The 26,226-nt window shown below is 53.4% G+C and carries 13 protein-coding genes; 6 read left to right on the forward strand and 7 right to left on the reverse strand.

Translation table 11 applies throughout. The features are described 5' to 3' along the window. Positions 1–115 precede the first annotated feature (115 nt). A complete protein-coding gene (locus FUA23_RS09415; RefSeq protein ID WP_147930488.1) occupies positions 116–1,330 on the reverse strand; it encodes a matrixin family metalloprotease in 1,215 nt (404 codons plus the stop codon). A 438-nt stretch (positions 1,331–1,768) separates the two neighbouring features. Here FUA23_RS09415 and FUA23_RS09420 point away from each other — a divergent pair, with 438 nt between their 5' ends. From FUA23_RS09420 to FUA23_RS09430, 3 genes are all read left to right on the forward strand, one after another. Next, positions 1,769–3,247, forward strand: a complete 1,479-nt coding sequence (locus tag FUA23_RS09420) for a sigma 54-interacting transcriptional regulator (RefSeq protein WP_147930489.1) — start codon at positions 1,769–1,771, stop codon at positions 3,245–3,247. A gap of 793 nt (positions 3,248–4,040) precedes the next feature. After that, a complete protein-coding gene (locus tag FUA23_RS09425) occupies positions 4,041–5,087 on the forward strand; it encodes a lactonase family protein (RefSeq protein ID WP_147930490.1) in 1,047 nt (348 codons plus the stop codon). Between the two features lie 48 nt (positions 5,088–5,135). Then, positions 5,136–6,233: an MBL fold metallo-hydrolase gene (locus FUA23_RS09430; RefSeq protein ID WP_147930491.1), complete on the forward strand. Its 1,098-nt coding sequence runs from the start codon at positions 5,136–5,138 to the stop codon at positions 6,231–6,233. 215 nt (positions 6,234–6,448) lie between these two features. Here the strand turns inward: FUA23_RS09430 and FUA23_RS09435 are convergent, their stop codons facing one another. Beyond that, positions 6,449–6,631: a hypothetical protein gene (locus tag FUA23_RS09435; protein WP_147930492.1), complete on the reverse strand. Its 183-nt coding sequence runs from the start codon at positions 6,629–6,631 to the stop codon at positions 6,449–6,451. Between the two features lie 245 nt (positions 6,632–6,876). On the opposite strand from FUA23_RS09435, the gene gatB reads away from it, so the two are divergent. Further along, positions 6,877–8,346, forward strand: coding sequence for an Asp-tRNA(Asn)/Glu-tRNA(Gln) amidotransferase subunit GatB (gene gatB / locus FUA23_RS09440; RefSeq protein WP_147930493.1), 1,470 nt, complete (start codon positions 6,877–6,879; stop codon positions 8,344–8,346). 30 nt (positions 8,347–8,376) lie between these two features. Beyond that, the gene (locus tag FUA23_RS09445) at positions 8,377–9,585 is read left to right on the forward strand and encodes an RsmB/NOP family class I SAM-dependent RNA methyltransferase (RefSeq protein ID WP_147930494.1); all 1,209 of its coding nucleotides are present in this window, start codon (positions 8,377–8,379) and stop codon (positions 9,583–9,585) included. 1,441 nt (positions 9,586–11,026) lie between these two features. Here the strand turns inward: FUA23_RS09445 and FUA23_RS09450 are convergent. Continuing rightward, complete coding sequence (locus FUA23_RS09450; protein WP_147930495.1) at positions 11,027–11,647, reverse strand: pyridoxamine 5'-phosphate oxidase family protein; 621 nt, start codon at positions 11,645–11,647, stop codon at positions 11,027–11,029. A 257-nt stretch (positions 11,648–11,904) separates the two neighbouring features. Here FUA23_RS09450 and pdxR point away from each other — a divergent pair, with 257 nt between their 5' ends. Then, positions 11,905–13,353 carry a MocR-like pyridoxine biosynthesis transcription factor PdxR gene (gene pdxR / locus FUA23_RS09455; protein WP_187270951.1) on the forward strand — a complete coding sequence of 483 codons (1,449 nt, stop codon included), beginning with the start codon at positions 11,905–11,907 and terminating at the stop codon, positions 13,351–13,353. 28 nt (positions 13,354–13,381) lie between these two features. On the opposite strand, the gene FUA23_RS09460 is transcribed toward pdxR, so the two are convergent. From FUA23_RS09460 to FUA23_RS09475, 4 genes are all read right to left on the reverse strand, one after another. Then, complete coding sequence (locus FUA23_RS09460; RefSeq protein WP_147930497.1) at positions 13,382–15,823, reverse strand: BamA/TamA family outer membrane protein; 2,442 nt, start codon at positions 15,821–15,823, stop codon at positions 13,382–13,384. 3 nt (positions 15,824–15,826) lie between these two features. Then, entirely contained in the window at positions 15,827–21,109 is a 5,283-nt protein-coding gene (locus FUA23_RS09465; protein WP_147930498.1) for a translocation/assembly module TamB domain-containing protein, read from the reverse strand. Between the two features lie 207 nt (positions 21,110–21,316). Continuing rightward, positions 21,317–22,834 (reverse strand): ArnT family glycosyltransferase, encoded by a 1,518-nt coding sequence (locus FUA23_RS09470; protein ID WP_147930499.1) that lies wholly within the window; start codon positions 22,832–22,834, stop codon positions 21,317–21,319. Between the two features lie 64 nt (positions 22,835–22,898). Next, entirely contained in the window at positions 22,899–26,042 is a 3,144-nt protein-coding gene (locus FUA23_RS09475) for a sensor histidine kinase (RefSeq protein ID WP_147930500.1), read from the reverse strand. Positions 26,043–26,226 lie beyond the last annotated feature (184 nt).

The following is a 26,226-nucleotide window of genomic DNA, read 5'->3' on the forward strand; positions in this document are numbered from 1 at the left end:
TTCCCTCACACAACGTAGCCCTGCTCCGTTTCGCTGCCCGCAAGGGAACCCAGTTTGCACCTGCGTGTGCGCCCGCATATGCTTTTCGATCAGCGTCTGAAAGTACCCGTCTTCTTCACTTGCCGGTGCCAAGATAGACCCTCATGCGGCCGGTATCGGAGTTGTAACTGCCGTACATGGCGAGCTCGGCGTCTCCGTCGACGGTGATGTAACCACTTCCGCTTCCCGGGACCTCCTGCTCCACGTATTGCCTCCGCACATTACCGCGTTGATCGCGGACGTTGCGGTAACCATAATAGGTAGAAGACGAAATCACCCGGTAAGCATACTTCCCCGGAGGGAGCTCCAACTCGAGGTCTTGTCTGTTACGGCCATTCTTGTGCAGGCGAATGACGAACTCCTGGTCGGCGATCTCGAGCCTGATCGTTTCAGCTTTTTGCCCTTCCCCCAGTTCATTGCTGATCAGCAACGAATGGCTACGGGCTACCACCGGCGTAACGACCGGTGCTGGCGAAGACGTGCTGGTACTTTCGACGACACGGCGGCCGGGGTAAAGTTTAGCGATGTACTGCTTATCGATCGTTGAAAGATTGTTGTTCATCCCTACCTCGTAGCGACCGTTGGTAAGTCTTGCGTCTACGGGGTAATGCATAATCGAGGCAGGATCCGGCTCGGAGTACTGGGTAACGTTCCGGTTAGCGGTAGCGATGACATTGTTGTAGGTGGTGTTGCGGTCCCAGCCCTGGGTATTGAGATAGTGGCTGTACACGGCGGCTTCGTCCCACGGAATTCCGCCAGCAGGATTTTGGTGCTCGTGCAGCAAGCCCAGAGCGTGCCCGAACTCGTGCAGTACGGTACGTTTGACCTCGTAATCAGGTGTCAGATCAGTAAGCCAGCCGAAATTCATGCTGGGTTTTTGCTGATCGGCCCGGGCGGAGGAGTTTCCGACCATCGACCACGACGAACCGTTTTGGGTGAAAGAGATTCGGATATCGGCAGGTCCCGAGCGTACTACCTCGAACTTCAGGTTGCCGTAGCGGGTCCACTCCGCTGCGTACTGCATAACCCGGTTTCTCAGCGCGGCACTGCCGTCGAAGAACTTCACGGTGATGGTGCTTCCGCTGACCCACGAATTTCCGTAGGTCTGGCCTGGCTTGTAACTCACGGCCTTCTGGACCACGCCGGGCAGATTGCCGTATTCCTGAACGGCCGGCTGCTCAGCAGCCGGTATGACCGTACAGGTATGAATGGTCTGGCCACTGGCCATCGTACTGAAAATGGAGAGCATCAGCAATATGCCAAAACGGAAAAAAACGGCGTGGGTTTGCATAATAAATCGGTTTGAAAGAGCTGAATTGGGTTATCGTAGAAGAATCAACTACATAAGGGATGAGTCTATAAAGTTGAAACGGACCGTTTTCATCTGTGCTTCAGAAAACTTTAACCGGATTGAATCGGATTTTAACCTTCGTTCTCCCCTTCGGGCGCAAACCAGATTGTCGCTCCCCATTAAGAAAGGTTGATTGTTCCGACACCAAACGAGGACTGCGCCTGGCAGCAAGAGGAACTACTTCCTGACCTCTTTTATTGCCGGTGCCTCCTACCCTACTCAGCCTATTCGGGCCTCGATGGTCTCTTCCGGAATCCGGAGTGCAGGCTTTCTTCAGCCTCTCTTGCTTCACGACTATTTAGCGGCCTGTCCGTCTAACCTCAAAACTATCTTTCCCCTACTCCGTTTACCAATCGCAATCAGTAAAGCTTATCAAATATGACCCAGGCCAGAACCCTCGGCGAACTTCGCGCCACCGGCTATAAATCCCGCTCCGTAAAACAGGAACTCCGTGAGAACCTGATCAAGAAACTAAAAGCCAAGGAAGAAGTATTTCCCGGCATTATTGGTTTCGACGATACCGTACTGCCCGATATCCAGCGGGCGGTTTTGAGCCGCCACAGTATTCTCCTACTCGGTTTGCGTGGCCAGGCAAAGACCCGGATCGCCCGCTTACTCGTTAACCTTCTTGACGAGTATATGCCCGTGGTATCCGGCTCAGAGTTGAACGATGACCCCCTGGCGCCCATCAGCCGCTATTCTATTGACCTCATCGCCGAGAAGGGTGACGACACCCCTATCGACTGGGTCCACCGCGACGATCGCTACGTTGAAAAACTGGCTACACCCGATGTATCCGTTGCCGACCTCATCGGAGACGTAGACCCCATCAAAGCAGCGACCCTGAAACTGACCTACGCCGATGAACGCGTGATTCACTTTGGTCTCGTTCCCCGCGCCCACCGCGGGCTCTTCGTTATCAACGAACTGCCCGATCTACAGGCCCGCATCCAGGTTTCGCTCTTCAACATCCTGCAGGAAGGAGACATCCAGATCAGGGGCTTCAAGCTTCGTTTACCACTCGACATTCAGTTCCTGTTTACGGCGAACCCCGAAGACTACACCAACCGTGGTAGTATCATCACTCCCCTGAAAGACCGGATTCAGAGTCAGATTCTGACCCACTATCCCAAAACCATCGAGACCGCAAAAGCGATTACTAAGCAGGAAGCCGATCTGGTGGAAAGTCAATCGGATATGGTTGAAGTAGATGACCTGCTCAACACCATGCTCGAACAGCTTGCCTTCGCAGCCCGCGAGAGTGAGTACATCGACGAAAAGTCAGGTGTGTCCGCCCGTCTGAGTATCACTGCGCTGGAAAACCTGATCTCTACGGCCGAGCGCCGCAGCCTGATCAACGGCGATAAGAAAACTGCCGCCCGCATCACCGATTTCTGGGGCGTTGTGCCCGCCATCACCGGTAAGGTCGAGCTAGTCTATGAAGGCGAACAGGAAGGTGCCTACGGCGTGGCGATGAAGTTGCTCAGCCAAAGCATCAAAACTTCGTTCCTCGAACACTTCCCTAACCCCGACGATGTAGAGGCCAGCGGCAAGTCTGATTCTGATCCCTACGGTATCATCCGGGCTTATTTCAGCGGCGGCAACGTGGTTGAGCTGCTCAACGATGCCTCCAACAAAGATTACCACGATACGCTCGACGGAGTGGCTGGTCTTCGCCAGATCGTGACCTCTACTTTCCACGACCGGAAACTGGGCAAAGAAGAAACCTACCTGTACATGGAACTCGTATTGCAGGGCCTGGCCGAAATGGAGGTACTGAACAAGGAAACGATGCAGAACAGCCTCAGCTTCCGGGATATTCTGGCGGATATGTTTGGTGAGGGAGATTTGTATTAGAGCTGTTCGGCATGATGATCAGGCAGTTGGATAAAAGTTCCATAATCCAGAGGATACCGCCAAAACAAAAGAATGGAATTTATACCGGAACCAAAGTGATAAAGTCCCAAACCACTTTGGTTCCGGTATAGCGTCCCGGCATCTTAATCGATTGAATAAGAAACGATAGCGTTTCATTCCTCCGATGGCATGTTTAATATATATACGTTTCGCTGCGGATGGATTGACAACTGATGGCCATAGTAGTTTTTTGGTGTAAAAAAACTATCTTTAACAATCAATCGATTAGGCACAAATGACTCTAATCAAGAAAAAATATGTATATCATGTTAGCATATCTTCGTTCTCTGTCAAGTCAGGAAAAAGTTATTATTACCACATGTATAGTAATAGGCCTCGGCTTCCTTCTATTCTTCTCCATAATCCAACCAATGATACTGGCAAGACACCTATCTCCCGAAGAAATGGTTAACCAGTATTACTGAATAGTTCTTTTTCAACCCTTTAATAATCAAGGTTTGGACATTTTAGCCTTCAGTATTTTTATTAATACTGAAGGCTCCTCTGTTGTATAGGTCAGCAGATAAAGCAAACTCTTTCAAGTACCGCCAAGATTGCATCATTAATTTTTTTCGCCAGCTACCGGTATTCTGGGCGCAAGTATCAGTTTCAACTTTATTAGGGCTGACAATAGGAAACAACTCAAAAGTTCGCTCTCTTCTTCGCTGAGGTACTTTTGCTAATCCTCGTTGTATTACTTTCGCGTAGAACCGCAAAGTAAAACAACCTCAACATGCTAATAATCGGTGGCTACACTGAAAGAATGGACGAAGACACCCCGGGCAAAGCCCGGGGTATTTCTGTTTACGACTTCTTCCCGTCTGAAGGCCGCATTCAGTTCCTTGGCTTCACTCCGGCGAAGAACCCCAGCTACGTAATTACGGACCGGAAACGGAGCGTTGTGTACGCAGCGCTCGAGAACGATCAGGGCGAAGGTGCTGGCGTAAGCGCCCATAAAGTCAACCGCAGCAAGCAGGGCAAAGTCTGGTTTGACGACCTCGGCAAGGTCGACCTGCCCGGAGACGGGCCGTGCCACCTCAGTTTTGCGAAAAACACCGTCCTCGTTTCAAGCTACGGGAGTGGGCACCTCCACGTTATCCGGCGCGAGGAAGACGGAAGCCTCGGTGAAATCATCCAGACGATTGCGCTTTCCTCCGAGGACACCGACCGCGGCCCGCACGCGCACTGCACGGCTTACCACGAAGCGCGCGAGCAGGTTTTCCTCTGCGATAAGGGCGACGACAAATTGAAGGTATTTGACCGTGCTGAAGACGGAACCCTAACGGAACGCCCCGAGCTGGCGCTTGATTTTCAGGAGCACCAAGGCCCCCGCCACATCACCTTACACCCCGACGGTCAGCTTGCCGTTGTCAACGCCGAACTCATTGGTCACGTCCACCTGATCGACTTGAGCGGAGAGAAGCCCCTGCGGGCTAATCGGATGAACTACCTGCCCGAACGGGTGCTCGACGAAGCTTCCGGCGCAGCCATTCGGCTTAGTACAAATGGCAAAATGATTTATACCAGCGACCGTACCTACAGCGTGGTGACCGCTTTACGGATCGACGAAAAAGCAAAGAAAATAGTGCTGCGTGACACCTACCCGAGTGGTGGAGAGAGCCCGCGCGACCTCAACCTCTCCCCCTCCGGAGAGTGGCTGCTAACGGCCAACACCGCCGATCATACCGTAGGTGTTTTCCGGGTAGATCCCCGGGGGGCACTCACCCATTACCACACGTTCAAGAAGGTCCCCAGCCCTACTTGCTTTGCCTGGTTGTAAGCCCGTCTGCTGCAAAAATTTCACGTAAAGTTCCATCCCGCATAAGCCATGAAAAGATACTGGTTACTAGCCCTGGCTACGCTTCCTACTGCATACGTAGCCAGGAAGCTCCGCAACGACCCACAATTCGGCGCGGACGCAGGTGCAATGCGATACGTTAAAAAGCAAGGCTCGGTAGCCTGGAAGCTGGGCGCCTTCCGGAACCTCGATAAAACCCGCCTTCAGGAAGACATCGGCAGCCTCTTCGGCGACCTGGTGGGCTACATCAAGGCCAAAAACACCCAGCCGGCCCAGCCTTTGCCGGTTTCCCTGCCTAACCACCACGATCCTTCAGATCCGACGAAAGACATCCTGACCTGGTACGGTCATTCCGCTCTCCGGCTCGAGACCCAGGGTAATACCATCCTTTTAGACCCTATGCTCGGTGAGTGGGTAGCTCCCGTCCCTTTCCTGGGCCACCGCTTCCCCTACAAAGATTACAACCCGCTGCAAGACATCGGAGAGATCGATCTCGTCGTCTACTCCCACGATCACTACGACCACCTGGACTACGACACCCTGATGGCCATCAAGGACCGGGCGAAGCATTACCTCTGTCCGCTTGGCCTCGGCGCCCACCTCCGGGAATGGGGCATCCCCAACGATAAAATAACCGAACTGGACTGGTGGCAAAGCACCGAACTTGCCGGCTGCACCTTCACCGCTACCCCGGCCCGCCACTTCAGCGGCCGGTCGCCGGGCACGCGTAATAAATCACTGTGGGCGGGCTTCGCCATTAAGACGGCAGCCCACAACATCTTCTTTGGTGGAGACAGCGGCTACGGTCAACACTTTAAAATGATCGGTGAACGGCTTGGACCGTTCGATCTTACTATGCTCGACAGCGGGCAGTACCACGACCGCTGGAAGAACGTTCATATGCAACCCGAGGAAGCCCTCGTTGCTCACCGCGAACTCAGGGGTGATAAACTCCTACCCATTCATTGGGGAGCTTTCAGCCTGAGCGACCACGCCTGGTCTGACCCCGTGGAGCGCATCAGAAAAGCAGACAAAGAGAACTGCGTGATCAGCCCGATGGTCGGCCAACGGTTTTCCGTCGACGAACTCGAGTCCTGCCAGGATTCCTGGTGGGAGGAACATGGGTAGTGGGTAGAATGTAGTAGGTAGAATGTAGTGGGTAGTGCCCGGCGTACAGGCGTTACGTTCGTAGTGGGTAGAATGTAGTATAGGTAGTGGGTAGTGCCCGGCGTACAGACGTTACGATCGTAGTAGGTAGAGTGTAGTGAGTAGCCCCTGGCGCAATGCGGTACTACCCGCTACATTCTACCCACTACATTCTACGTTCCGCTGACGCTATCGGCCTAGTTGCCGACCGTACGCATGAGGCCCATTCCGGTAAGGAAGAATATCCCGCCGATGATCGCCACTCCCCAGGGGTTCTGGCCGAAGGCCAGGCCTTTATTGAAAACGGACATTACACCCACAGCCAGACCGATGGCTCCAACAATGGTGAATACGATACCGAGGATTTGCTTGCTCTTCATGCTTCTTTATTTCGGGCGAAGATACTGCGTCGTCTGTATTTGACTACAAAAGCCTGAGACAAACACTCCGTACAACACTCCAAAAAACCAGGCAGAGGCGGTTTCAGTAAGTTTGATAGCACGTTCCCGGCCCCTGATTAATCTGGGGTTAGTTCGCCAAACCGATCGTAAATCCATCAGAGGTTGAGCCCGCTTGCAGCGCAGGAGCTGGTATAATTCCATCCTCAGAACGTACCTTGCGAGCTATGTCTACGACCTACGAAACTGTCATCGGCCTGGAGGCCCACGTCCAACTAGCTACCGAAAGCAAAGCTTTCGCCGCGGACCGCAACCGTTTTGGGAATGAGCCCAACCGCAACATCAGCATGATCACCCTGGGCTACCCCGGCACGCTGCCGATGCTCAACGAGCAGCAGGTCCGCTTCGCCGTCAAGCTTGGCCTCGCCCTGGGATGTAAGATCAGTCGGCGCAGCACCTTCGACAGAAAAAACTATTTCTACGCGGACCTGCCCAAAGGCTACCAGATTACGCAAGACGAGACACCCATCTGTACAGGCGGTGGATTACCCATCCGGACAACTTCCCCTGCACCTGCGTCCGCGCCCGAAAAGAATGAACCACGGGTCATAAAACTCCACCATATTCATATGGAGGAGGATGCCGGAAAATCCATTCATACCGCGGGCGAAGCCTACACCAAGGTCGACCTGAACCGTGCAGGAACACCGCTGCTCGAAATCGTCACCGACCCCGACCTCCGCTCCGGTGAGGAAGTTGATGCTTTCATGAGCGGCATGCGCCAACTCGTACGCTGGCTGGGCGTATCCGACGGAAATATGCAGGAAGGGAGCCTGCGCTGCGACGTAAACGTGAGTGTACGCCCCGAAGGACAGGAAGAATTCGGCACTCGTTGTGAGGTTAAGAATATGAACTCGATGAAGTTTGCCCGCCAGGCGGTCAGTTACGAAGTCGAACGTCAGATAGCACTGATCGAGAGCGGTAAAGAAGTACAGCAGCAAACCAGGCAGTTCGCCCCCGAAACCGGCACTACCAGCGCCCTGCGTGATAAAGAGGACGCTCACGACTATCGTTATTTCCCCGACCCCGATCTGCCGCCAGTAGTGCTGACGGAGGCCTTCATTGAAGAAGTGCGCAAAGAAATCGGAATCCTGCCCTGGGAAGCTTACGATCAGTTGATTTTCAGACATCAACTCGCTCCGGACGACGCAGCATTACTCAGTGAAGACCGGGAAGTCTTTGAGGCTTTTACTGCCTACGCGGCCGAATCGCCGTCCGTGGGTGACCTTGCCAAGCTCTGGATCAACAAACTGCTGCCTTGGCTGACCGAAGAACGCTTAACTCCTGCGGAGCTCCCCCTCTCCCCCGAAGAAATTGGCCGCTTTCAGGAACTCATCCTCGCCGGAGATGTCGCGGCTTCCGTAGCTACGGCCAAATTGCTCCCCGACCTCTTGTTGTCGCCCGGAGATCCTATGCAGCGAGCCGAGAAACTAGGGCTTATCCAGAACACTGACGCAGACTTCCTCAGCGGCCTGGTTGACGAGGTGATTGCCCGAAACCCGGATAAAGTTACCGCCTACCAAAAAGGGAAGAAAGGCCTTATCGGCTTTTTCATGGGTGAAGTGATGAAACGGAGTAAGGGCAGCGCCGGACCAAAAGAAACACAGGCGCTACTGAAAGAGAAGTTAGGCAACTAAAAGCCTGCCCTTGGTATATCTTTGCGCTTAATGGACAGATTATACCCCGCCCACATAGAAGCAATCGCCGAAGCCCTGAGTAACATCTTCGGAGAAAACAAGTACGCCGACCGCGAAATCGCCCGCGTGCTCCAGGCCGATAAGCGGCGTGGCAGCAAAGACCGCGCCTTTATCGCGGAGCACACCTACGGGGTTGTCCGCAACTACCGGCTCCTGCGGCACGTGATGGGAGGCTCCAAACCTAAGAAACGCGAAGACTGGTGGCGGCTTATCGGTATTCACCTGCTGAGCGAAGGTTACGAACTCCCCGAATGGCGTGAGTTCGGTGACTTCGATGAAGAAGAACTGAAAAGCCGCTGGGACGAAGCCAAAGCCATTCGCGCGCTGCGCGAATCCATCCCGGACTGGCTCGACAAAGTTGGCGAGGAACAACTAGGCGAGGAACTCTGGACCAGTACCCTCGCCGCTCTCAACGAGCAGGCACCGGTGGCCCTGCGGGCCAACACCCTGAAGACCACTCCCGAAGAACTTGCCGGGGTTCTGGCTTCCGATGGCATTGGTACAGAACCTATTTCGGCCAACGGGTTGCTTGTAACCGAGCGTAAAAACCTCTTTGCCACCAAGGCCTTCAAACAGGGCCTGTTTGAAGTTCAGGATTTTAGCAGTCAGCAGGCTGCGCCTACTCTGGAAGTAGAACCTGGCCAAACCGTAATCGATGCCTGCGCAGGCGCAGGGGGCAAATCGCTTCACCTTGCGGCTCTGATGCAAAACAAAGGCCGCCTCATCAGTCTCGACATCCACGAGTGGAAGCTGAACGAACTAAAAAAACGCGCCCGCCGCAACGGCGTTTCCAACCTGGAAACACGCCCCATCACTTCTACCAAAGTGATCAAACGCCTGTCCGGCAAAGCTGACCGGCTGCTGCTCGACGTTCCCTGCTCGGGGCTCGGGGTGTTGCGTCGTAACCCTGATGCAAAATGGAAGCTCAGCCAGGATTTTATTGATCGTGTGGTTAAGGAGCAAACTGAGATCATCACCAGCTACAGCCGGATGGTAAAGCCGGGAGGCAAAATGGTTTACGCCACTTGTTCTATTCTTCCGCAGGAGAACGATGCTCAGGTCGATGCTTTCCTCGCCTCACCCGCCGGGGAAGGCTGGACGCTGGAGCATAAACACACCTTTTTACCACAGGTAGAAGGATTCGATGGGTTCTTTGTAAGCCGGTTGGTGAAGGAGTAACCAACTAAACCAGCAACCCAACTCGACAGGCGAACTTTTTTGCCTCAGCATCATCAGGTATCTCCGGCAAGTTGCCCGACTCTCAGCAGTGGTATAGTTGGCATCCTTTTGGATGGAGCAAAAAAGAATTCGACTGGCGAGTGGAAAAGCAAACGGAGGGAAACTCGCCAGTCGAATCCTTTTTCGCCTTCGTCAGCTGATGAGACCTTTACTCAAAGCTACACGACTTGATCCCCTGAGAAAAGCTTCGTCAAAAAGGGTGCGAAAAAGTTCGCCTGTCGAGTTTGGCCTAAGTAACCCAACTCGACAGGCGAGTGGGAGAACAAGTGGAGAGAAAACTCGCCAGTCGAAAAAGTTCGCCTGTCGAGTTTGGCCTAAGTAACCCCACTCGACAGGCGAACTTTTTTGCTTCAGCATCATCAGGTTTTCCCGGCAAGTTGCCCGACTCTCAGCAGTGGTATAGTTAGCCACCTTTTGGATGGAGCAAAAAAGAATTCGACAGGCGAGTGGGAAAGCAAACGGAGGGAAACTCGACAGTTCAACCGATTGATGCTAACCAACTAAACCAGCAACCCAACTCGACAGGCGAACTTTTTTGCCTCAGCATCATCAGGTATCTCCGGCAAGTTGCCCGACCCTCAGCAGTGGTATAGTTAGCATCCTTTTGGATGGAGCAAAAAAGAATTCGACTGGCGAGTGGAAGAACAAGTGGAGAGAAACTCGCCAGTCGAATCCTTTTTCGCCTTCGTCAGATGGTGAGACCTTTGCTCAAAGCTACACGACTTGATCCCCTGAGAAAAGCTTCGTCAAAAAGGGCGCGAAAAAGTTCGCCTGTCGAGTTTAGCCTAAGTAACCCAACTCGGCGAGTGGAAGAACAAGTGAGGAGAAACTCGCCAGTTCAACCGATTGATGCTAACCAACTAAACCAGCAACCCAACTCGACAGGCGAACTTTTTTGCTTCAGCATCATCAGGTTTTTCCGGCAAGTTGCCCGACTCTCAGCAGTGGTATAGTTGGCATCCTTTTGGATGGAGCAAAAAAGAATTCGACTGCCGAGTGGGAAAACAACCGGAGAGAAACTCGCCAGTCGAATCCTTTTTCGCCTTCGTCAGCTGGTGAGACCTTTACTCAAAGCTATACGACTTGATCCCCTGAGAAAAGCTTCGTCAAAAAGGGCGCGAAAAAGTTCGCCTGTCGAGTTTAGCCTAAGCAACCCAACTCGGCGAGTGGAAGAACAAGTGAGGAGAAACTCGCCAGTTCAACCGATTGATGCTAACCAACTAAACCAGCAACCCAACTCGACAGGCGAACTTTTTTGCCTCAGCATCACCAGGTATCTCCCACAAGTTGCCCGACTCTCAGCAGTGGTATAGTAAGCCACCTTCTGGATGGAGCAAAAAAGAATTCGACTGGCGAGTGGAAAAGCGAGTGGGAGAAAAGCCTACCGCAAATGCTCCGGCAGCGCAATTCCCACCGCATCAGGGCCAGGAATGGGCTCGCCTTTCAGCGGCTTGATCGGGATCAGACCCGTCCAGATTGGCTCAGTACTCTCTACGTCTGACGGCGGCCCCTGACGCACCTTCGCGGAAGCTTCGGTGATGGGCACTTTGATGGCCATTGTTTTGGCCATCTGCTTATCGGTCATCGGCAGGAGGTAATCCCAGCTACCGGGCACCATTTTTTCGGTGAGGGTTTTGAAGGCGGCGTACTTTTCGTTGTAATCCTCAACCACCTCGGGCTTACCCCACATTACAACGGAGCGATAATTTATGCTGTGGTTGAAGGCGGTTTTGGCAACCACGATGTCGTCGGCCAAAGTGACCGTAATGCACACCTCGTCGAGTTGGGCCAGACTGCGGAAGAAATGACTACCAACTGAAGCATGGAAGTACACCGCATTGTCCATTCGGACAACAGATTGGGGAATAGAGCGCACTCGCCCCTCCCAAACAAAACTCATTGTGCAGAACAGAGCTTCATCCAGAATGGGGTAAATGGTAGCGGCATCTTCGTGGGCGCGCTTCGGGTAACGGGAAGGGACGGTCCGGGAATCTCGGTTCATTTTACTGGGTTGATTAGTTTGCTGCCGCGTAAGAAAAATCTACCACAGGCAACTTTTCCGGCGCGGGCGCAGGATGCAAGGATTGTTATAGTGTGAGGATTCAATTTTCACAACTTCACAAAACTATGAGCAAAGCGGACTACCTTAGCCCTCCAATTCCGACAACAATTGTAGTCCATTCAACATTTATCGTTGAAAGGCTTGTATTTAGATCATGCCATCAGCCACAGGGCAATTATTTCTCAGGAACAAACGATATGCTTAAGAACCTGATCATAGACCGCGATGCTCCCCTACCCCACTACCGCCAACTCAGCGATCAGATCATCGATCAGATTCAGCAGGGCTACCTGCTGAGCGGAGCCCGGTTACCAAGTACGCGTCAGTTGAGCAAACAACTTGGCATCCACCGGAAAAGCGTTGTTCATGCCTACGAAGCACTCGCTCTTCAGGATTGGATTTATACCGCTACCGGACGTGGTACTTTTGTTTCCGACGACCTGCCCGAAACCGGAGCGGAACAACTCCTGACCTCGCTTCCGGAAACAAACGCCCCCTCGCCTCCGGCGGAGCTTCACCTGCCCGAATATATGACGATGGCCGAGTCGGTCACTCATCTGCCTTATCACCTGGACGATGGCCTGCCCGATCCCCGCCTGATTCCCTTCGTAGAACTGGAGCGCGCCTGGAAATCCGCCCTCCGCCGGGGCAACCAGTATCATCGCCTCGGCTACGCCTCGCCCCAGGGCATTCGTCCGCTGCGGGAGGCCATTGCCGGCTACCTGTCTAAAACGCGGGGTTTGATGGTTACGGCCGATCATATACTGCTCACCCGGGGCGTAACGCACGCCTTCCACCTCACGCTAACTGCACTGCTAAAGCCGGGCGACAAAGTGATCGTCCCCGAACTGAACTGGGCCAACGGCAACAATGCTATCCGTTTTCACGGCGGAGAAATCCTGCAGGCCCGGATCGATGAAAAAGGCCTCGACACCGAGCACGTCGCTGAGTTAATGGCGACGCATAAGGTCCGGATGATTTACCTCACGCCCCACCATCAATACCCAACGACACTGATCATGCCCGCTGCCCGGCGCATCCAGTTATTGGAACTGGCGCGGGCCAACGGCGTCTATGTTTTTGAGGATGATTACGATTTTGATTTCCACTACGGCAACGTGCCGATCATGCCGCTGGCGAGTGCCCGCCACGATGGGTTATTGCTGTACGCCGGCTCGTTCACCAAAGCGATCTCCCCTGCTTTCCGGGTGGGTTACATGGTGGGGAACCCCGCCCTGATCGATGAGCTCACCAAAATCCGCCGCATCGTTGACCGGCAGGGCGACCCCACATTGGAGCACGCGCTGCTCGAGCTCTTCCGGCTCGATGTACTGCCGCGCTCGCTGCGGCGCGCCAAAGGCGTCTACCAGAAACGGCGGGACGTCCTGGCCCGCTTATTGACCAAAGAATTGGGCGCGGCAACCAGTTTTAAAGTACCCGACGGAGGAATGGCGATCTGGACCCGTTTCCGGGAAGACATTGACATGGAGGCTGCCAGCAAGCGGGCTTTCAACCTCGGCCTGAGCTTCTCCAGCGGAGCTCCCTACGGAAAAAAATGGAACGCTACCCGACTCGGCTTCGCCTCGAGCACGGAAACAGAACTGAAGGAGGCTGTCCGGATTTTGAAGCAGAGTCTCCAGCTCTGACCAACCTGCTTTGCACCTGCGATCGCGCCTAAAAAGGATACCCGAAGGCCAGTACAAAACGGAGGGATTTATCCGGAACTTCTCCCGCGTCCTGATACGGTGGCACCTGATCCGACAGCGGGTCTTCGTAAGGGACACGCAGCGGTTTCGCTATGTCTACGCGCAGGATCAGGAACTGGAGATCGAAACGAAAGCCCAGGCCCGCATCGAAGGCCAGCTCGTCCAGGAATGTTGAGGTCGTGAAGTCAGTGTTCAGGGGCTCCGTTTCTGTTTTGTAGGTCCAGATGTTTCCGGCGTCGAAGAAAGGAGCAATCTCGATCATTGAATTGAGCCGCTGCCGAAACTCGAAACTCGTTTCGAAGATCACGTTTCCGTACCCGCCCGAAGAGAGCAGGTTGGCGCCCTGAGGCGCGCTCCGGCCCGGTCCCAATTCACGTGGCGAGAAGCCACGAAGGCTGTTCGGCCCACCGATCGAGTACAGGTCGAAATACGGGACAATGGCCCGTTCGGTAATCGGAACGGCTGCCCCGACGTGCAACCTTGCGGCGAATTGCTGGCGCTTATTGAAGGTCAGGTAATAGCGGAGGTCGGTTTCCAACTGCGGATAAATGCTACGTTCTGAATCCAAAAATTCAGCCTGGGTCCCAACCGGAAAAATGGTATTGAAACTCATCGCTACGGATTGCTGCCAAAACAGGTTATGGGTTTTCAACCCCTTCTTTCTGTCGTCGTAAGTGAGGATATAGTTCGGAGAAAAAACAATCATCCGGTCGAAGCGGCTGGCTCCGTTTTCAGCACCGGGCGCAACGCCCAGTTCGCGGGCCAGATCGAGCAACTGCGGCGTACTGACCCGGGGATCCTGAAAGCGGATGTTGATTGGGTAAAGGGCGTGAGACTTCGCGATTCTCCGTCTCCAGGTGTACCCGAACTTTCCGCTCAATTGAATGAGGCTGATGGATTCCATTGCATCGGGGTCTTCCTCCACCTGGGCCGAAAGCTCATCGAGCTGGTTGGTCGCTATTTCCGACGAGAAGCCCGACAGTCGCAGACTCAGGTTTTCCATTTTACCGCCCAGGCTAATCACCGTTCCGCTCGTCATCACGCGGGGAATGATTTTTCGTCGTTTGGGCATCCACAGCCGGGGAACCTCCAGGGTTGCAGTGAGCCCGTAGATGCCGCTGCGCGGCACCCGAACATCGCTTCCCGAACTAATGGCGTAACTGAAGTCTCCTTCCAGCCGGAGCAGTTCCGCTCCCTTCAGCAGGTTGCGGTTGATGTAGGCCAGGTGGACGTTAGGGCCAAAATAGCGGGCGTTGTTGTACGTCAGGCCAAACTCTCCCTCAAACCGGCGCTGAAGCCGCGGCTGCATGGTCGCGTTCAGGGTCAGCAGGCTGTCGGTTCCCGGCAAGGGATCATAGCTCATGCTGATGTAGCGGAAGGTGTTGTAGTTCACCAGCCGGCGCAGGGTTTTATCGTGCTCAACCGGACTGTAAAGGTCGCCGCTTTCCTGGGCGAACGCTTCGTCCACGATTTTTGGGCGGAGCGGACAGTCGTCGCACAACACATTGAGCCCGCCGATTTTCACGGTGTCGGCCAGGAAACGGCGGGTAGTATCCCGCGGATTGACGTTGGGATACACGTTGATGGCCGAAATCCGCTGCGGGTAGAGGTGAGACGGAGGCGTATCATCCTTCAGTTTCAGCAGCATATTTACCTGATGGTCTCCCCCGACGGTATCGGCAAGAAAAACGAAATCGTCGGCCCGGGCATAGTAATAGCCAGCGTTGCGCAGTTGGGTTTCCCACCGTTGCCGTTCGGCTTTGATGAGGTCCAGGTCATAACGGGCTCCTCGTTTCAGGAGCGTCTTTTCGGCCAGGCTCGCTTCCACGATGCGGGAAACCGAGGAGTCGGTCCAGAAGCGACGCAGCGAATCGATGGTGTACGGTCTGCCGACGGTCAGTGTATAGTCTGCCGAAATTTCGGGAGGATCAGTGAGGGTATCCAGCGTAAAATCAGCTTCGTTGTTGAAATATCCGTTGTTGGAGGCCCGGTTTTCCATCAGTGTATTTACGCTCTCCACCAGCGCCTCGTTGTAGAAGATCGGCGCGGTTCCCTTCGGGTCTTTATCCTCGTATTTTTCCGGCTTTTCAGCTGCTTTTTCCTGCCAGCGGTACCATCTCCAAATCTGGTAATACCCCAGAATGAAGTTTTTGTTATTAGTATTGTTGTTGAGGGTAGCGTTTACTTCGGTGGTTAGTTCGGCGACGTCTACCCCTTCCGGCGCTTCAATGTTTACCGCTGCACCGCGGTACAGGTATTCACCTTCGGGGATGTACTTGCTGACGGAGCAGGAAGATAGCCAGATCATAATTCCACAAAAGGCAATAGCGTTCACGAAGGTTCGCGCCAGACCAAATCCGGGGCGACGGAGCGCGGGTGCAAAGAGTGGTTTTCCTGGTACGCTTTTCATCAATTATCGTTTTTTTCCGAACCAGCGGATCTTGTCAAAGTCCTTAGAGAAAGTCAGCCGTCCCCCAAATCTGATTACGTTCCCTCCTACCAGAATGTCCTGATCACGGTCGTTGAAGAATTTAAGCCTGAAACTACCATCTTCATTGATCAGGTATTCGGCGGTGATATTGTCGAGGTACGTTTGGTTGGTACCCGCGAGTTCGTCTTCCGAGGTACCCGCTACCCCGTCGACGCTGATGATCACCCGCTCATCGAAGAGCGCTTTCCGGAGGCTGAGCCTCAGGTTCGTTTCCGTTTCTCCGGTCGACTCATTCTCATAGCTGTCGAGACCGAAATCGAGTTCAACAAAGCCGATCAGCTGGTCGGCGAAGCTGTTGAGGTAATTATCCATCAGCTGCGTGATGGTAGTATTTACGAGGTTGTCGTTTGCCCCCGAGCTTTGGTCCAGCAGAGGCACATTGAAACTATTGAAGGCCAGTAGCTGGAACGCAGTCGCCGTCATCCGGCTGTCATCCTGCCGGATGGTACCCAGTGCATCACTGATCGAGCTAAGGCCCAGGTTCCCGTAGGCATCTTCGGGGTAGGTTACATCGGTAACGATCCGGCTGCCCTGCAAGTCGCCCTCAAGGCCAACATCCACATAGAACGTTTGGCTTCTCCGCAGGCCCGTGACGTCGGCTCCTTCACCCATGACCCCCTGCACCAGGGCGAGTGGTGATGTTTTAGCCAGGTATCGGATTTTCAGGTCAAGCTGAGGGTTGATCAGGTCTCCAGTGAAGTTTACCGAGCTTCCTTTCAGGATATCGAACTTCTTGTTGATGATTTTCTGGTAGATGAAGTCGTACGTCCCTTCTACAAGTTCGACTCTCCCAACGGCTTCCTGCCGTCCGTCCGGAAACATCTCCATCGTCAGGTTTCCTTCCGCCCTACCGACAAACTTCTGCCCCGAAACCGGATCGACGATAACCGTCACTTCCAGGTTGGGCCGGACGTCGAGGTCCATCGTCATACGGATGCCCGCCCGCTCGCTGTATACGCTGTCCGCCTGCAGAATATCTCTCCGGATGATGTCTCTCCATTGGTACCGCTCGGAGAAAATGACCACCCCTTCGGATTCAACCAGTCCTTCTCCCGGGATGGTATAGACGTACGTTATCTCTGAATCGTCATTGGTTGTGGCAACTATGTCCAGCACAGGAACGGTTGCCGTTCCTGTTATTTCCACGCGGGCATCAACGGACATTTTTCCGTAGTAAAGCTCGTTGTCCTTTCTAGTAGAGTTGATGGCGATGAAGTCATCGGCGACCACGAGCATATCCAGCTCAACGTTGCTGAAATCTCCTAGTCTTACCTCACCACTCACAACTGCCGATCCGTTCTCGCTGTCGTAGATTTTGAAGCTGTTACCAAAGTTGAAGACACTGTTGTCGAAAAATATTGATTCGTCTCCCACTCTGAAACGCTCTCCGAGGAGACTGATCACCAAGCTTGCATCAACGAACTTCAACTGGCCATCGAGATCGGGCGCGGTGGCGGTGCCACCGATGTTTACCTTCCCCGTCAGGTAGCCCTCCGATTGGGTCAGGAAGCCCAGGCTAAAAGGTTCTGCGGACTCAAGCTGCAGTTTTTTCACATCCGCAATCAGGCTTATCGGCCCGTCCAGAGATACGTTGCCCTTCACGGTTGCGTTATTTCCTGCTTCCGTGAGGCTCACGTCTACCAGGTAATTCTGCTCGTCGCTCGTCGTTGCGTTTGCTTCCAGAAGTCCGAGCCGTTGCCCGGCCCAACTCAGGTCATCGATACGTAAATCGGTATTCAGGCCGGGGTTGGTCATTACGTTATCAAGCCCGACCGAACCGTTCAGGATTCCTCCGGCTACTTCTTCGTCGGGGAAGACGAGGCGGCTTGGGGTGTTGAGGTTAAAATCGGTGAAGACCACCTCGATGTCTCCGGGGTCGGAGGTTTCGGCCCTGAGCGACTGTCTTCCATTTTGCAGCGCAAAATCACTGATCATCAGGGAGTCCCCGATCAGCGTAATCAGGTTTTCGCCGGGTACCGTCCACGTTTCGAAATTAAGAATTTGTTCCTCTTCAAAATGGGCCCTGATGGCATCCGTTTCCGGATCGACGTAAAGACCCAGATAGTGGCGCAAACTATCGGCCGGAGTATACATTTTCAGTTCTACCAGAATTTCGTCATTCACCGTTTCACCCGAGAGCCGGGTCTTACCGAGATCTACCTGATCGTTGTAGTTGATGTCGGACCAATCGGCCTCGAAATTCAGCGCAGCCGTATCTCCGATGACCCGCAGGGCGAGATCGCTCGCTTCGACCCCGGCATAGTTTATATTTTTGAGGTCCATGTTGAAGAGCAAGGAAGGGGTCGCATCCCGGTAGAGCAGCGACATCTTCATCGGCGACAGTTCGGTAAGGCCATCGATAAGGCCTCCCGTAAGTGGCTGAGGGCGCTTGAGGTCGAGGACGAAATCAAGTTCGCTGCCGTTCTCTACGGGGATCGGCTGACGCAGGTCTTCCTCCCAGTAAGCCATTACGAACTGCGTCAGTTTTTCGGGTGTCTTCAGAGGATCGAAGCGGCCAATAAGCTCTGCATCCATCACATCGGAACGGACGTATATTTCGTTGTCCCAGTCGTGCATGCTTGCAGTAATGGCCATGCTGTCAACGAAGCTCCTGCCCTGGGCACCACGCAGGAAGACGCTGTCTAACCTTACGTATGCATCGAGGTTGTACGGGTCCAGGCCTTTGCTGCGGGCAACGAGGCTCCCTCTGAGCAGCATCGGCTCTTCCGTGATCTCCCATTGCTGGAGGTCTATTCGTTTCAGCGTAACCTGGGCTTCCACCGATGCAACACTGTCTTCATCAACGGAGTATGCACCTGCGCCCTGCGCCATAAAAGCAGGGTGTGTGAAGTTGAAGTCGGCTTCGTAATTGTTGTCCTGAACCAAAGCGTTGAAATCAGCCCACTGCTCAGCACCGGTTCCCCCGATGGTAGCATCGACGAGTAAGTTCATGCCGGGTTCGAGCTGGCCGGTGACGCTGGCGGTGATGTCGACGGGTCCAAGATCCAGCGCCCGGAGGCTGTCACTTACCGGCCCCGTGAAGAGATCTGGCACCCGGACGCCCTGAATGGCGAGGTCTACGTTCAGGTCTTCGGGATCGTACTTGCCCTCAAGTTGCCAGTTGCCGTTGTCGGTTTCCAGAGGAACCGAGAAAACAAGGTTAGTCAGCGAGCCGGAGATCTTCGCATTCCTCACCCTCAGGTCAGGAATATTCAGGTTGGAAGGCAGCATGCTGTCGGGCAGAATTGCCGTTACGTCGTCAATATTGATGGCCAGATCGCTCACCTCCAGGTCGAGGTTCAGGTTCTCCGGTTCGAGCGCATTTTTGATGTTTCCGTTGATGCGGGCGAAGGTTTCTTCTCCGGGCAGGTTCAGCCGGAGGTTGACGTCCAGGTCCTCCATCGGGCCGGAGACGGTGCCGCTGCCCCGCACGAAGTCGGGGATTCTGTAATCCTCGGGGAGTGTTCCGGGAGGCAGGTAAGCGAGGATGGTGGGCCTGGTTGCCAGCAAAGTATCCAGCTCAACGTTCAGGCGGGTACTGGGAAAACCTTGTACCCCATCAATCACGCCGCTGGTTCGGATTCGACTTTGCAGTCCGTTACCAAACTGGCGATTTTCGATGGCGTAGAGGTTGAGTTGTAGTTGGTCGTTACGGTATTCTGCGTTGCCTTCTGCAACGACCTTTGTGGGCCAGTCGATGTCGGGCGGCAACATACCATCGGGCAACAAAGGGAGCAGTGGCCCCGGCGTAACACTGAACTCGCGCAGGTTCAGCCGTCCGGCGATCCGTTTCATATCCAGCGCATTTTCGATGCGTCCGGAAGCACGGACTTTCACTCCGGGGCCATCCAGTTGCACCCGGCTCAGCTCCATGGCGGCCATGGTGCCGTTGGCCCGGACGGAGAAATTCACCTTCTGGCCGAGGTTAGTTCCAACCACCGGTATATCAAGCATTTGCGGAGCAACGTAGGCAATGTCTTTCAGCCCCAAAAAACCGTCGAGTTGCAGACGGGCAATCATTTCGCTCAGGTCTGCCCCACCCGCAAAATTATACTGAACCTCAGTGAGGTCACTCACCAGTTGGCTGTTACCAGTCTTGATGGTAAACTTGTCCAGGACGAGGTATTCCGGGGTGTAGATCACTGTTCCGTCGGTACGTTGCAGGTCAAGTCCGCTTTTTTCTTTAGCCGCGAGTTGGCGCAAACGCAGGTGCAATGAATCGACTACATAAGCAATGTCGGTTGCCTCAGCCTGGATGTCGGTTAAAGCCAGATGGTTGTAATCTATCCCTGGTCCTTCCTGTTTCGGGGCGGGTGTATCCATCCGGAAAGCCAGGTTAGTTGTTTGGAAGAGCTCCCCCTGAAAGCTGAGTGAATCCCCCAGATTGAGGTTAGCGCCTTCCAGGTTTACGTAGGGCAAGCCGGTTTTTATTTCCATTTCTTCCATCCGGAGGTCAAAGTCCGTTTCCTGGATCGTAACCCGGCCGGCGATGAGTTGCATCGCTGCGGCGGGCGTAGCAGCGGTCGTATCCACAGGTGCAGTACCTGCGCCAATACCAACCAGGGCGTTTGTTCCGTCCAGTTCCAGGTAATCGATATCGAACCTCATTGTTTCGAGGTTCACTTCGTTCGTTTTTCCGGCAAGGCGGCGGGCTTCGAGGTCAGCCAGAATTCCTGTGGGGTCGTCCTGATAATAGATATTGGTCCGTTCCAGCAGGAGCTCGGTACCGCTTGCTTCGATGACCCATCCTGCAGCAGTTGTCGTATCCGACACGGTGGCTGAGGCTGTTGAGTCGGGAGTAGTTGCCATATCCAGCAGGAATTGGATGTTGGAGCTGCTATCGGTAGTAACCACGTTTGCGAAGACGTCCTTAAGGATGATATCAGAGACCTGCACCTTTGAGCTCACTAGCCCCCACATGTTGATGCCCACGCCCAGGTGGCCTACCCTCAGGATGCTGTCTCCGGCTGGGTTATTGACGTATACGTCATCCAACTCAATACGACTGGGAAAATCGATGTCCAACCCACCGATTCCTACATCCGTGCCAAGGCTGCTGGCAGCAATTTCCTGTACCTGGCGGGCAACTCCCTGTTGCACTGCGGGAAGTTGCAGCAGCAGGAACACCAGCAGCAGGAGCATCATGATGATGCCAAAAGTCCAGAGTAAGACTTTTAAGATTTTACGGGAGATGCTCTTAGCCAAGGAAGAAGTTGGTTTTTAGCGGGGAGAGGAAATTATACTTATAACCCACGCGGAGGGCCCCGTGTTTGCCTGCACGAAAGTTAACGAAGGCGCTTCTCCCGAAAGCAACCTCAAACGAACGAATCAGTTCAGGCTCTTTCATAACAAGAAACAGACGTTTCCGAAATCAGGTATGGTGCCTTAGTCAGATCGGCTGATTGTGAAAAGCTACTTACGCCGGTAGATCACCAACTCCCCCCCGATGGAATCAACGGGTTCGAAAGCAGTAAGGATCCTTTGCCCTAGTGCGCCCTCAATTTCTTCATCGTCCTCGCGCCCCACGAGGAGGGTTACCTGCTCATCATCGATGATGCGGTTGGCTTCTGCTATTTCGTCGACCTGGAAGGCGCGGACGTGATGGTCGAGGAACAACAGAGAAGAATGAACATACGGAGTAGGCACATTTCTTCCCGTGAGGTGATAGGTGATCTGGTGCCCGTTGAGGAGGAAAAAGGTTTCCTCGGGCCCGAGGTTCGCGTTCAGGTAGGTGGCCAGTTCTTTTGAGTAGTCGTCTTTTTTGCTGTAGCGGCTAAAGTGCATACCACCCAGCAAGAGTGCCAAAACAGCAACGGTCCACCAGGCTCGCGCGCCCCCGAAAATTGTTCCGGTCTGCGAGGGAGCCATGTTGGTACTAAGGTTGTTTTTGCGCCTGGCCCACCATCGTTTGATGATGGAGAGCGATGACGGGAATCCCGGCGTCCACCAACAGGCGGCCAGCAACGCCAGTACGGGGTGAAGCTGAATCTGATAATGTCCGAAGCGCTTGCCGGTGAGCAGCACCACAACCGTGACCAGCAGGAACTGAAGCAGCAGGTAACTCCACCAGCGAATTCCGGCCCTGCTCTTTTGTTTTTTCCATTGCACCAGCGCCCCCGCCCCTAAAATCACAAAGGGCGAAAAACGCAACAGGTAATCCCCCATGTACTTGAGACGTAAATACCATGGCAGTTCTATGGGGTAAGCAGAACTCACTTCAAAGGTGTAGAAAGCTAGTTGATCGAGCAGTCCGAGACGGTAATAATACCCATACACGTAAAGCAGCGGCAGTGTGAAAAAGGCTACCAGCAGTGTGCCTGAGCCAAGCATGCGACCGAACGCCTGACGCTGTGCGTAATACCAAACCATGAAAAGACCAACAGCAAGGGCCTCGGCAGCGGCGAAAGGTTTGATGATAACAGCAAGGCCCAGGAGGAAGCCTGCTACCGGCCAGTGCCAAACCGGATCCGCACTTCCTTCGTTCACACGGGGAGCTACCGCAAGAGCTACCGCAGCGATGGTGAAAAGATTGAAGAAAATCTCCGTATTCGGGGATATACCGTAATACGTGAAAAGGCTACAAATAAAGATGTAGATTACACCGGCCGCGGCACCTACCTGCTCGTGTCCCGTTGCCCGGCGACCAGCCAGAAACAGGCCCCAGCCCCCCAATGCCACTACAGCAGTTGCAGCAGCCCGCAGTGCTATGATGCTTCCCCCCGTCAGTTTTATCAGGGCTGCGTAAATCCAGAAAATACCAATCGGTTTTGTATCGACCACATCCTGCAGATAGATCTCTCCGCGGAGCATTTCGTCGGCGATGACGATGTAGGTGCTCTCGTCGTGATTGATCACGGAGATGAAAAAGGTCCCCCAGCGGGCCACAACGGCAAGAATCAACAGGATCAGTAACCACTTGTATTTTCCCATGGCGCAAAGATAGATTTCCTGAGAGGATTCAGACACCCTTGCTCCCTCCCCTCATTCAGGAGATTCAGCACGCTTCAATTCTGATGGTAACCACCGTGCCCGGATACTTCTTACCGGGATACAGGTCAGAAACTTCAATGCCGATCTTAATCTCGTCATTGGTTGCCAAAAGCGCCTGTCGTTCTTCGAGAATGGCCGTTGCCCGGGAAACGTGGTTGAATCTTTTAGGGAGCATCTCGGCGTTGCTACGGCCAACGCCGTTGTCGGAAATCACGCAAATAATCACGTCATCATCCGTTGGGTCAAGGCTGAAATCGATGATGAGTTCCCCGCCCGATTTCAGGGGGCCCAGGCCGTGCTGTATAGCATTTTCAATGATAGGTTGCAGGAACAAAGATGGAACTTCGTCCATCTGCGGGTCTAACTTCGGGTCGATACGAACGTTGACGTTGAATTTCCCGGGAAACCGAAGCTGCTCCAGACTGATGTAGCGTTCGAGCATGTCGACCTCGTCGGCGATGGAGGTGAACCGATGCCGGGATGACTCAAGGAAGCGCCGCATCATCAGTGAGAAGTCGGTAAGGTAGCGGGCCGGATCATTCGCATCGGGTCTTTGAATATATTCCTTGATGGCATTCATGGCATTACTGATGAAATGCGGATTAAGTTGTTGCCGTAATGAGCGCAACTCCAGGCTTTGCATTTTACGCTCTCGTTCCATTTTCTCGCGCAGACGATACAGCCTTATCCGGTGCATACAATACAAAAGCAGGAGACAGGTCAGAACCATTAGAAAACCGAACCACCACTGTTTATAAAAGGGCTTCAGCACTACTATGTTGATGCTGCGTTCGATCTCTCCTTTGCGCCCCTGGCCATCGAAAGCCCTTACGTGGAGGGTGTACTTTCCCGGATCGAGGCCGGTGTACCGAACCGAATTACTGGTAGTGGGTGAAGACCAATCTATGTCGAGGCCTTCCAGTTTCGTCTGGTATTTCCTGTGTCCTTGGGGAAAATAATCCGGTATGGTAAAATCAATTTCAAAATATAGCACCGAAGGGCTGAAGGTAATCTCATGCGCTGGGGCCGAGGGGAGAATATGAGTAGTCTCGTATCCTATTCCTTTATCAAAAATCCGATAGCTTAGGAATACCGGATTATAGGGGCTCACGGGCGGGGTAAGATCGGCGATCGAGAAGGAAACGAAACCGTTTACTCCTCCGGCATACCACCGCTTACCGGCCGCATGAAAAAATACAGATGAGGTATTGAATTCGTCGCTTCCCAAACCATCGTTGGTAGTAAAGACTGTCGTTTCTCCGGTTCGGCTTCCGTGCAGGGCAAGCCCTTCGAAGGTTGTGAGCAAAAGATCGTTCTCTTCGGTCAGGTTCAGCGTAGCAACGTCGTTAGTTGGTAGTTCAAGGAATACTTCAGGATTGGCGGGTTGTTGGTTCACGGGAACGAGACCGCCTACTTTGGTGAATCTTCCGGAGGAGGGGTCAAACGATTGTAAGCCTTCCTTGAGGGCTGACAGCAGGAGCATACCGTTCTTGCGCAGCAGGACATCGGAGATAAAGGTTTCCTTGTCTCCGCCCAGAAAGTAGGAATGCAGTTTATGATCCTCAAAATCGAAGCGATAGAATGCCCGGTCGGTACCGAACCAAAGGCAATTGCGCTTTTCGTCGAACGCTGCCCCTTTTGTATATCCTTCTACGGCCAAAGCCGGGCCGGCGGGTTGTATGTATGCGAATGAGTCCTGTGCCGGATAAAAGTAATAGAGCTGGCCATCCTCATGGTTTACTTTTTCTTCCGTGATCAAGAGAAACTCATCCTCAGTCCTCCCTTTTGCGATCCAGCGGATAACCTGGCTGGCTTCTGGCAAGGGCCAGCTTTTCCATTCATCACTCCGGGGGTTGTACCGGTAAAGAGAACCCAGAAAGAGACCGTTGGAATCCAGACCACAGGTATGACCATAGATGTCACCTTTATAATTAATGAGGTTAGTACCGCACCCCAGTTGATCCACCGCAAGGCCTTCGTTGTCGAGGATTATGAGGGTATCCATTTCGTCTGATTCCGGATTGAGCCGGAACCAGTATGGCATGCTGGAGTCTTTATTGGTATAGATGCGCCCCTCGTCATCAGCGGTGAAACCACGCATCACATCCCCGAACTTACCCGGAAGAATATCATGAGAAAGGTACTTTTTGAACGGGCTTTTTACCGGATCGTTGAAATCTAGTGCGTAGATGCCTCCGTAAGTATTGAGCCTGATCGTCTTCCGGTAATCCTTCCCCGAAATAGAAAGGATTCTGTCTTCAATGCCTGTCAGCCATTTCGCTTCTGACCGCACTCCGTCAATAATTTGTTCCAGGTAAGTTACCCGAATCAGGAGCGGATCCATGTAGCCAAAGAACATATTGTGGTTCTCGTCTTCGGCGAAGAAGTTGATACTTCCTCCGTTTTCCAGAGGTCCCAGAAAAAGAGAAAAACTTCCCCCCATCGGCCGGCGAAAAGTCCCTTCAGGGCTACTTACCCACAGGTAGTCACTCTGGTCGAGATACAAACAATCAGGAGGGGAATCGGTGGGCAGTTTCAGGACGCTGAATTCTCCGTTGTGAAACTGCTCAATAGTTTGCGTCTCTTTTCGGTACAGGAGGTAACTGTCATCCGACGCTGCAATCAACTGATCTCCGGACAATATTTCCTGGCTAATCAGGTGAATTTGTCGTAGTTCTTCGCCCGGCAGGTAAGCATAAATAATGCCACCCTGCGCAAAGTAGAGCGCGGAACCATTCCGCTGGTAAATACCGCCAAAAACGCCACGTGACTTATCGTTGAACCGGTCTCCCCACACTTCGAGAGTAGCCGGATTGATGACCTCCACTGAGTCGTGAAAACTTCGGTTTATCACGTAGAGCCATCCTTTGGCATCGTAGTGTACCTCTCCCCGAAAAGTCATAGGAATCTGATGCAGTCCGGTGACGCCGTAGCCGTTGATCCGGCATAAGCCTCCCGTAGTCCCCGACCATATTACCCCCGTCGTATCAGCGACGGAATTGTAAGCGATTCTGCTGGAAAGGCCATCTTTGGTGCCAAAATACTTCAACCTATACTCCTCGGGAGGAAATTCCTGACACGTCAGGTTAGTTCCACACAAGAGCAGAATGATAATGACATTAAAGCTTATATTTAGTTTAGAGAGCATAAATTTCACCACACTACTCTACATTTTTGGCTCCCTCTCCGCTCAGTCTCAGGCGAAGCTTGTTGAAAAGAGGGAGGGGGGATAGGTGGAAAATCAAAAATGTAGAGCGGTATGAAATTCCACACAAAAAGGAAAACGTATGCAAGTATCCTGACAAATTACAGGAAACCCGAAATGCTAAGGT

It is taken from the genome of Neolewinella aurantiaca, from assembly GCF_008014675.1.
GTDB lineage: Bacteria > Bacteroidota > Bacteroidia > Chitinophagales > Saprospiraceae > Neolewinella > Neolewinella aurantiaca.

Coding starts and splice junctions, on each gene's coding strand:
- FUA23_RS09415 (WP_147930488.1), bottom strand. CDS start 1,330: ATGCAAACCCACGCCGTTTTTTTCCGTTTTGGCATATTGCTGATGCTC.
- FUA23_RS09420 (WP_147930489.1), top strand. CDS start 1,769: ATGACCCAGGCCAGAACCCTCGGCGAACTTCGCGCCACCGGCTATAAA.
- FUA23_RS09425 (WP_147930490.1), top strand. CDS start 4,041: ATGCTAATAATCGGTGGCTACACTGAAAGAATGGACGAAGACACCCCG.
- FUA23_RS09430 (WP_147930491.1), top strand. CDS start 5,136: ATGAAAAGATACTGGTTACTAGCCCTGGCTACGCTTCCTACTGCATAC.
- FUA23_RS09435 (WP_147930492.1), bottom strand. CDS start 6,631: ATGAAGAGCAAGCAAATCCTCGGTATCGTATTCACCATTGTTGGAGCC.
- gatB (WP_147930493.1), top strand. CDS start 6,877: ATGTCTACGACCTACGAAACTGTCATCGGCCTGGAGGCCCACGTCCAA.
- FUA23_RS09445 (WP_147930494.1), top strand. CDS start 8,377: ATGGACAGATTATACCCCGCCCACATAGAAGCAATCGCCGAAGCCCTG.
- FUA23_RS09450 (WP_147930495.1), bottom strand. CDS start 11,647: ATGAACCGAGATTCCCGGACCGTCCCTTCCCGTTACCCGAAGCGCGCC.
- pdxR (WP_187270951.1), top strand. CDS start 11,905: ATGCTTAAGAACCTGATCATAGACCGCGATGCTCCCCTACCCCACTAC.
- FUA23_RS09460 (WP_147930497.1), bottom strand. CDS start 15,823: ATGAAAAGCGTACCAGGAAAACCACTCTTTGCACCCGCGCTCCGTCGC.
- FUA23_RS09470 (WP_147930499.1), bottom strand. CDS start 22,834: ATGGGAAAATACAAGTGGTTACTGATCCTGTTGATTCTTGCCGTTGTG.
- FUA23_RS09475 (WP_147930500.1), bottom strand. CDS start 26,042: ATGCTCTCTAAACTAAATATAAGCTTTAATGTCATTATCATTCTGCTC.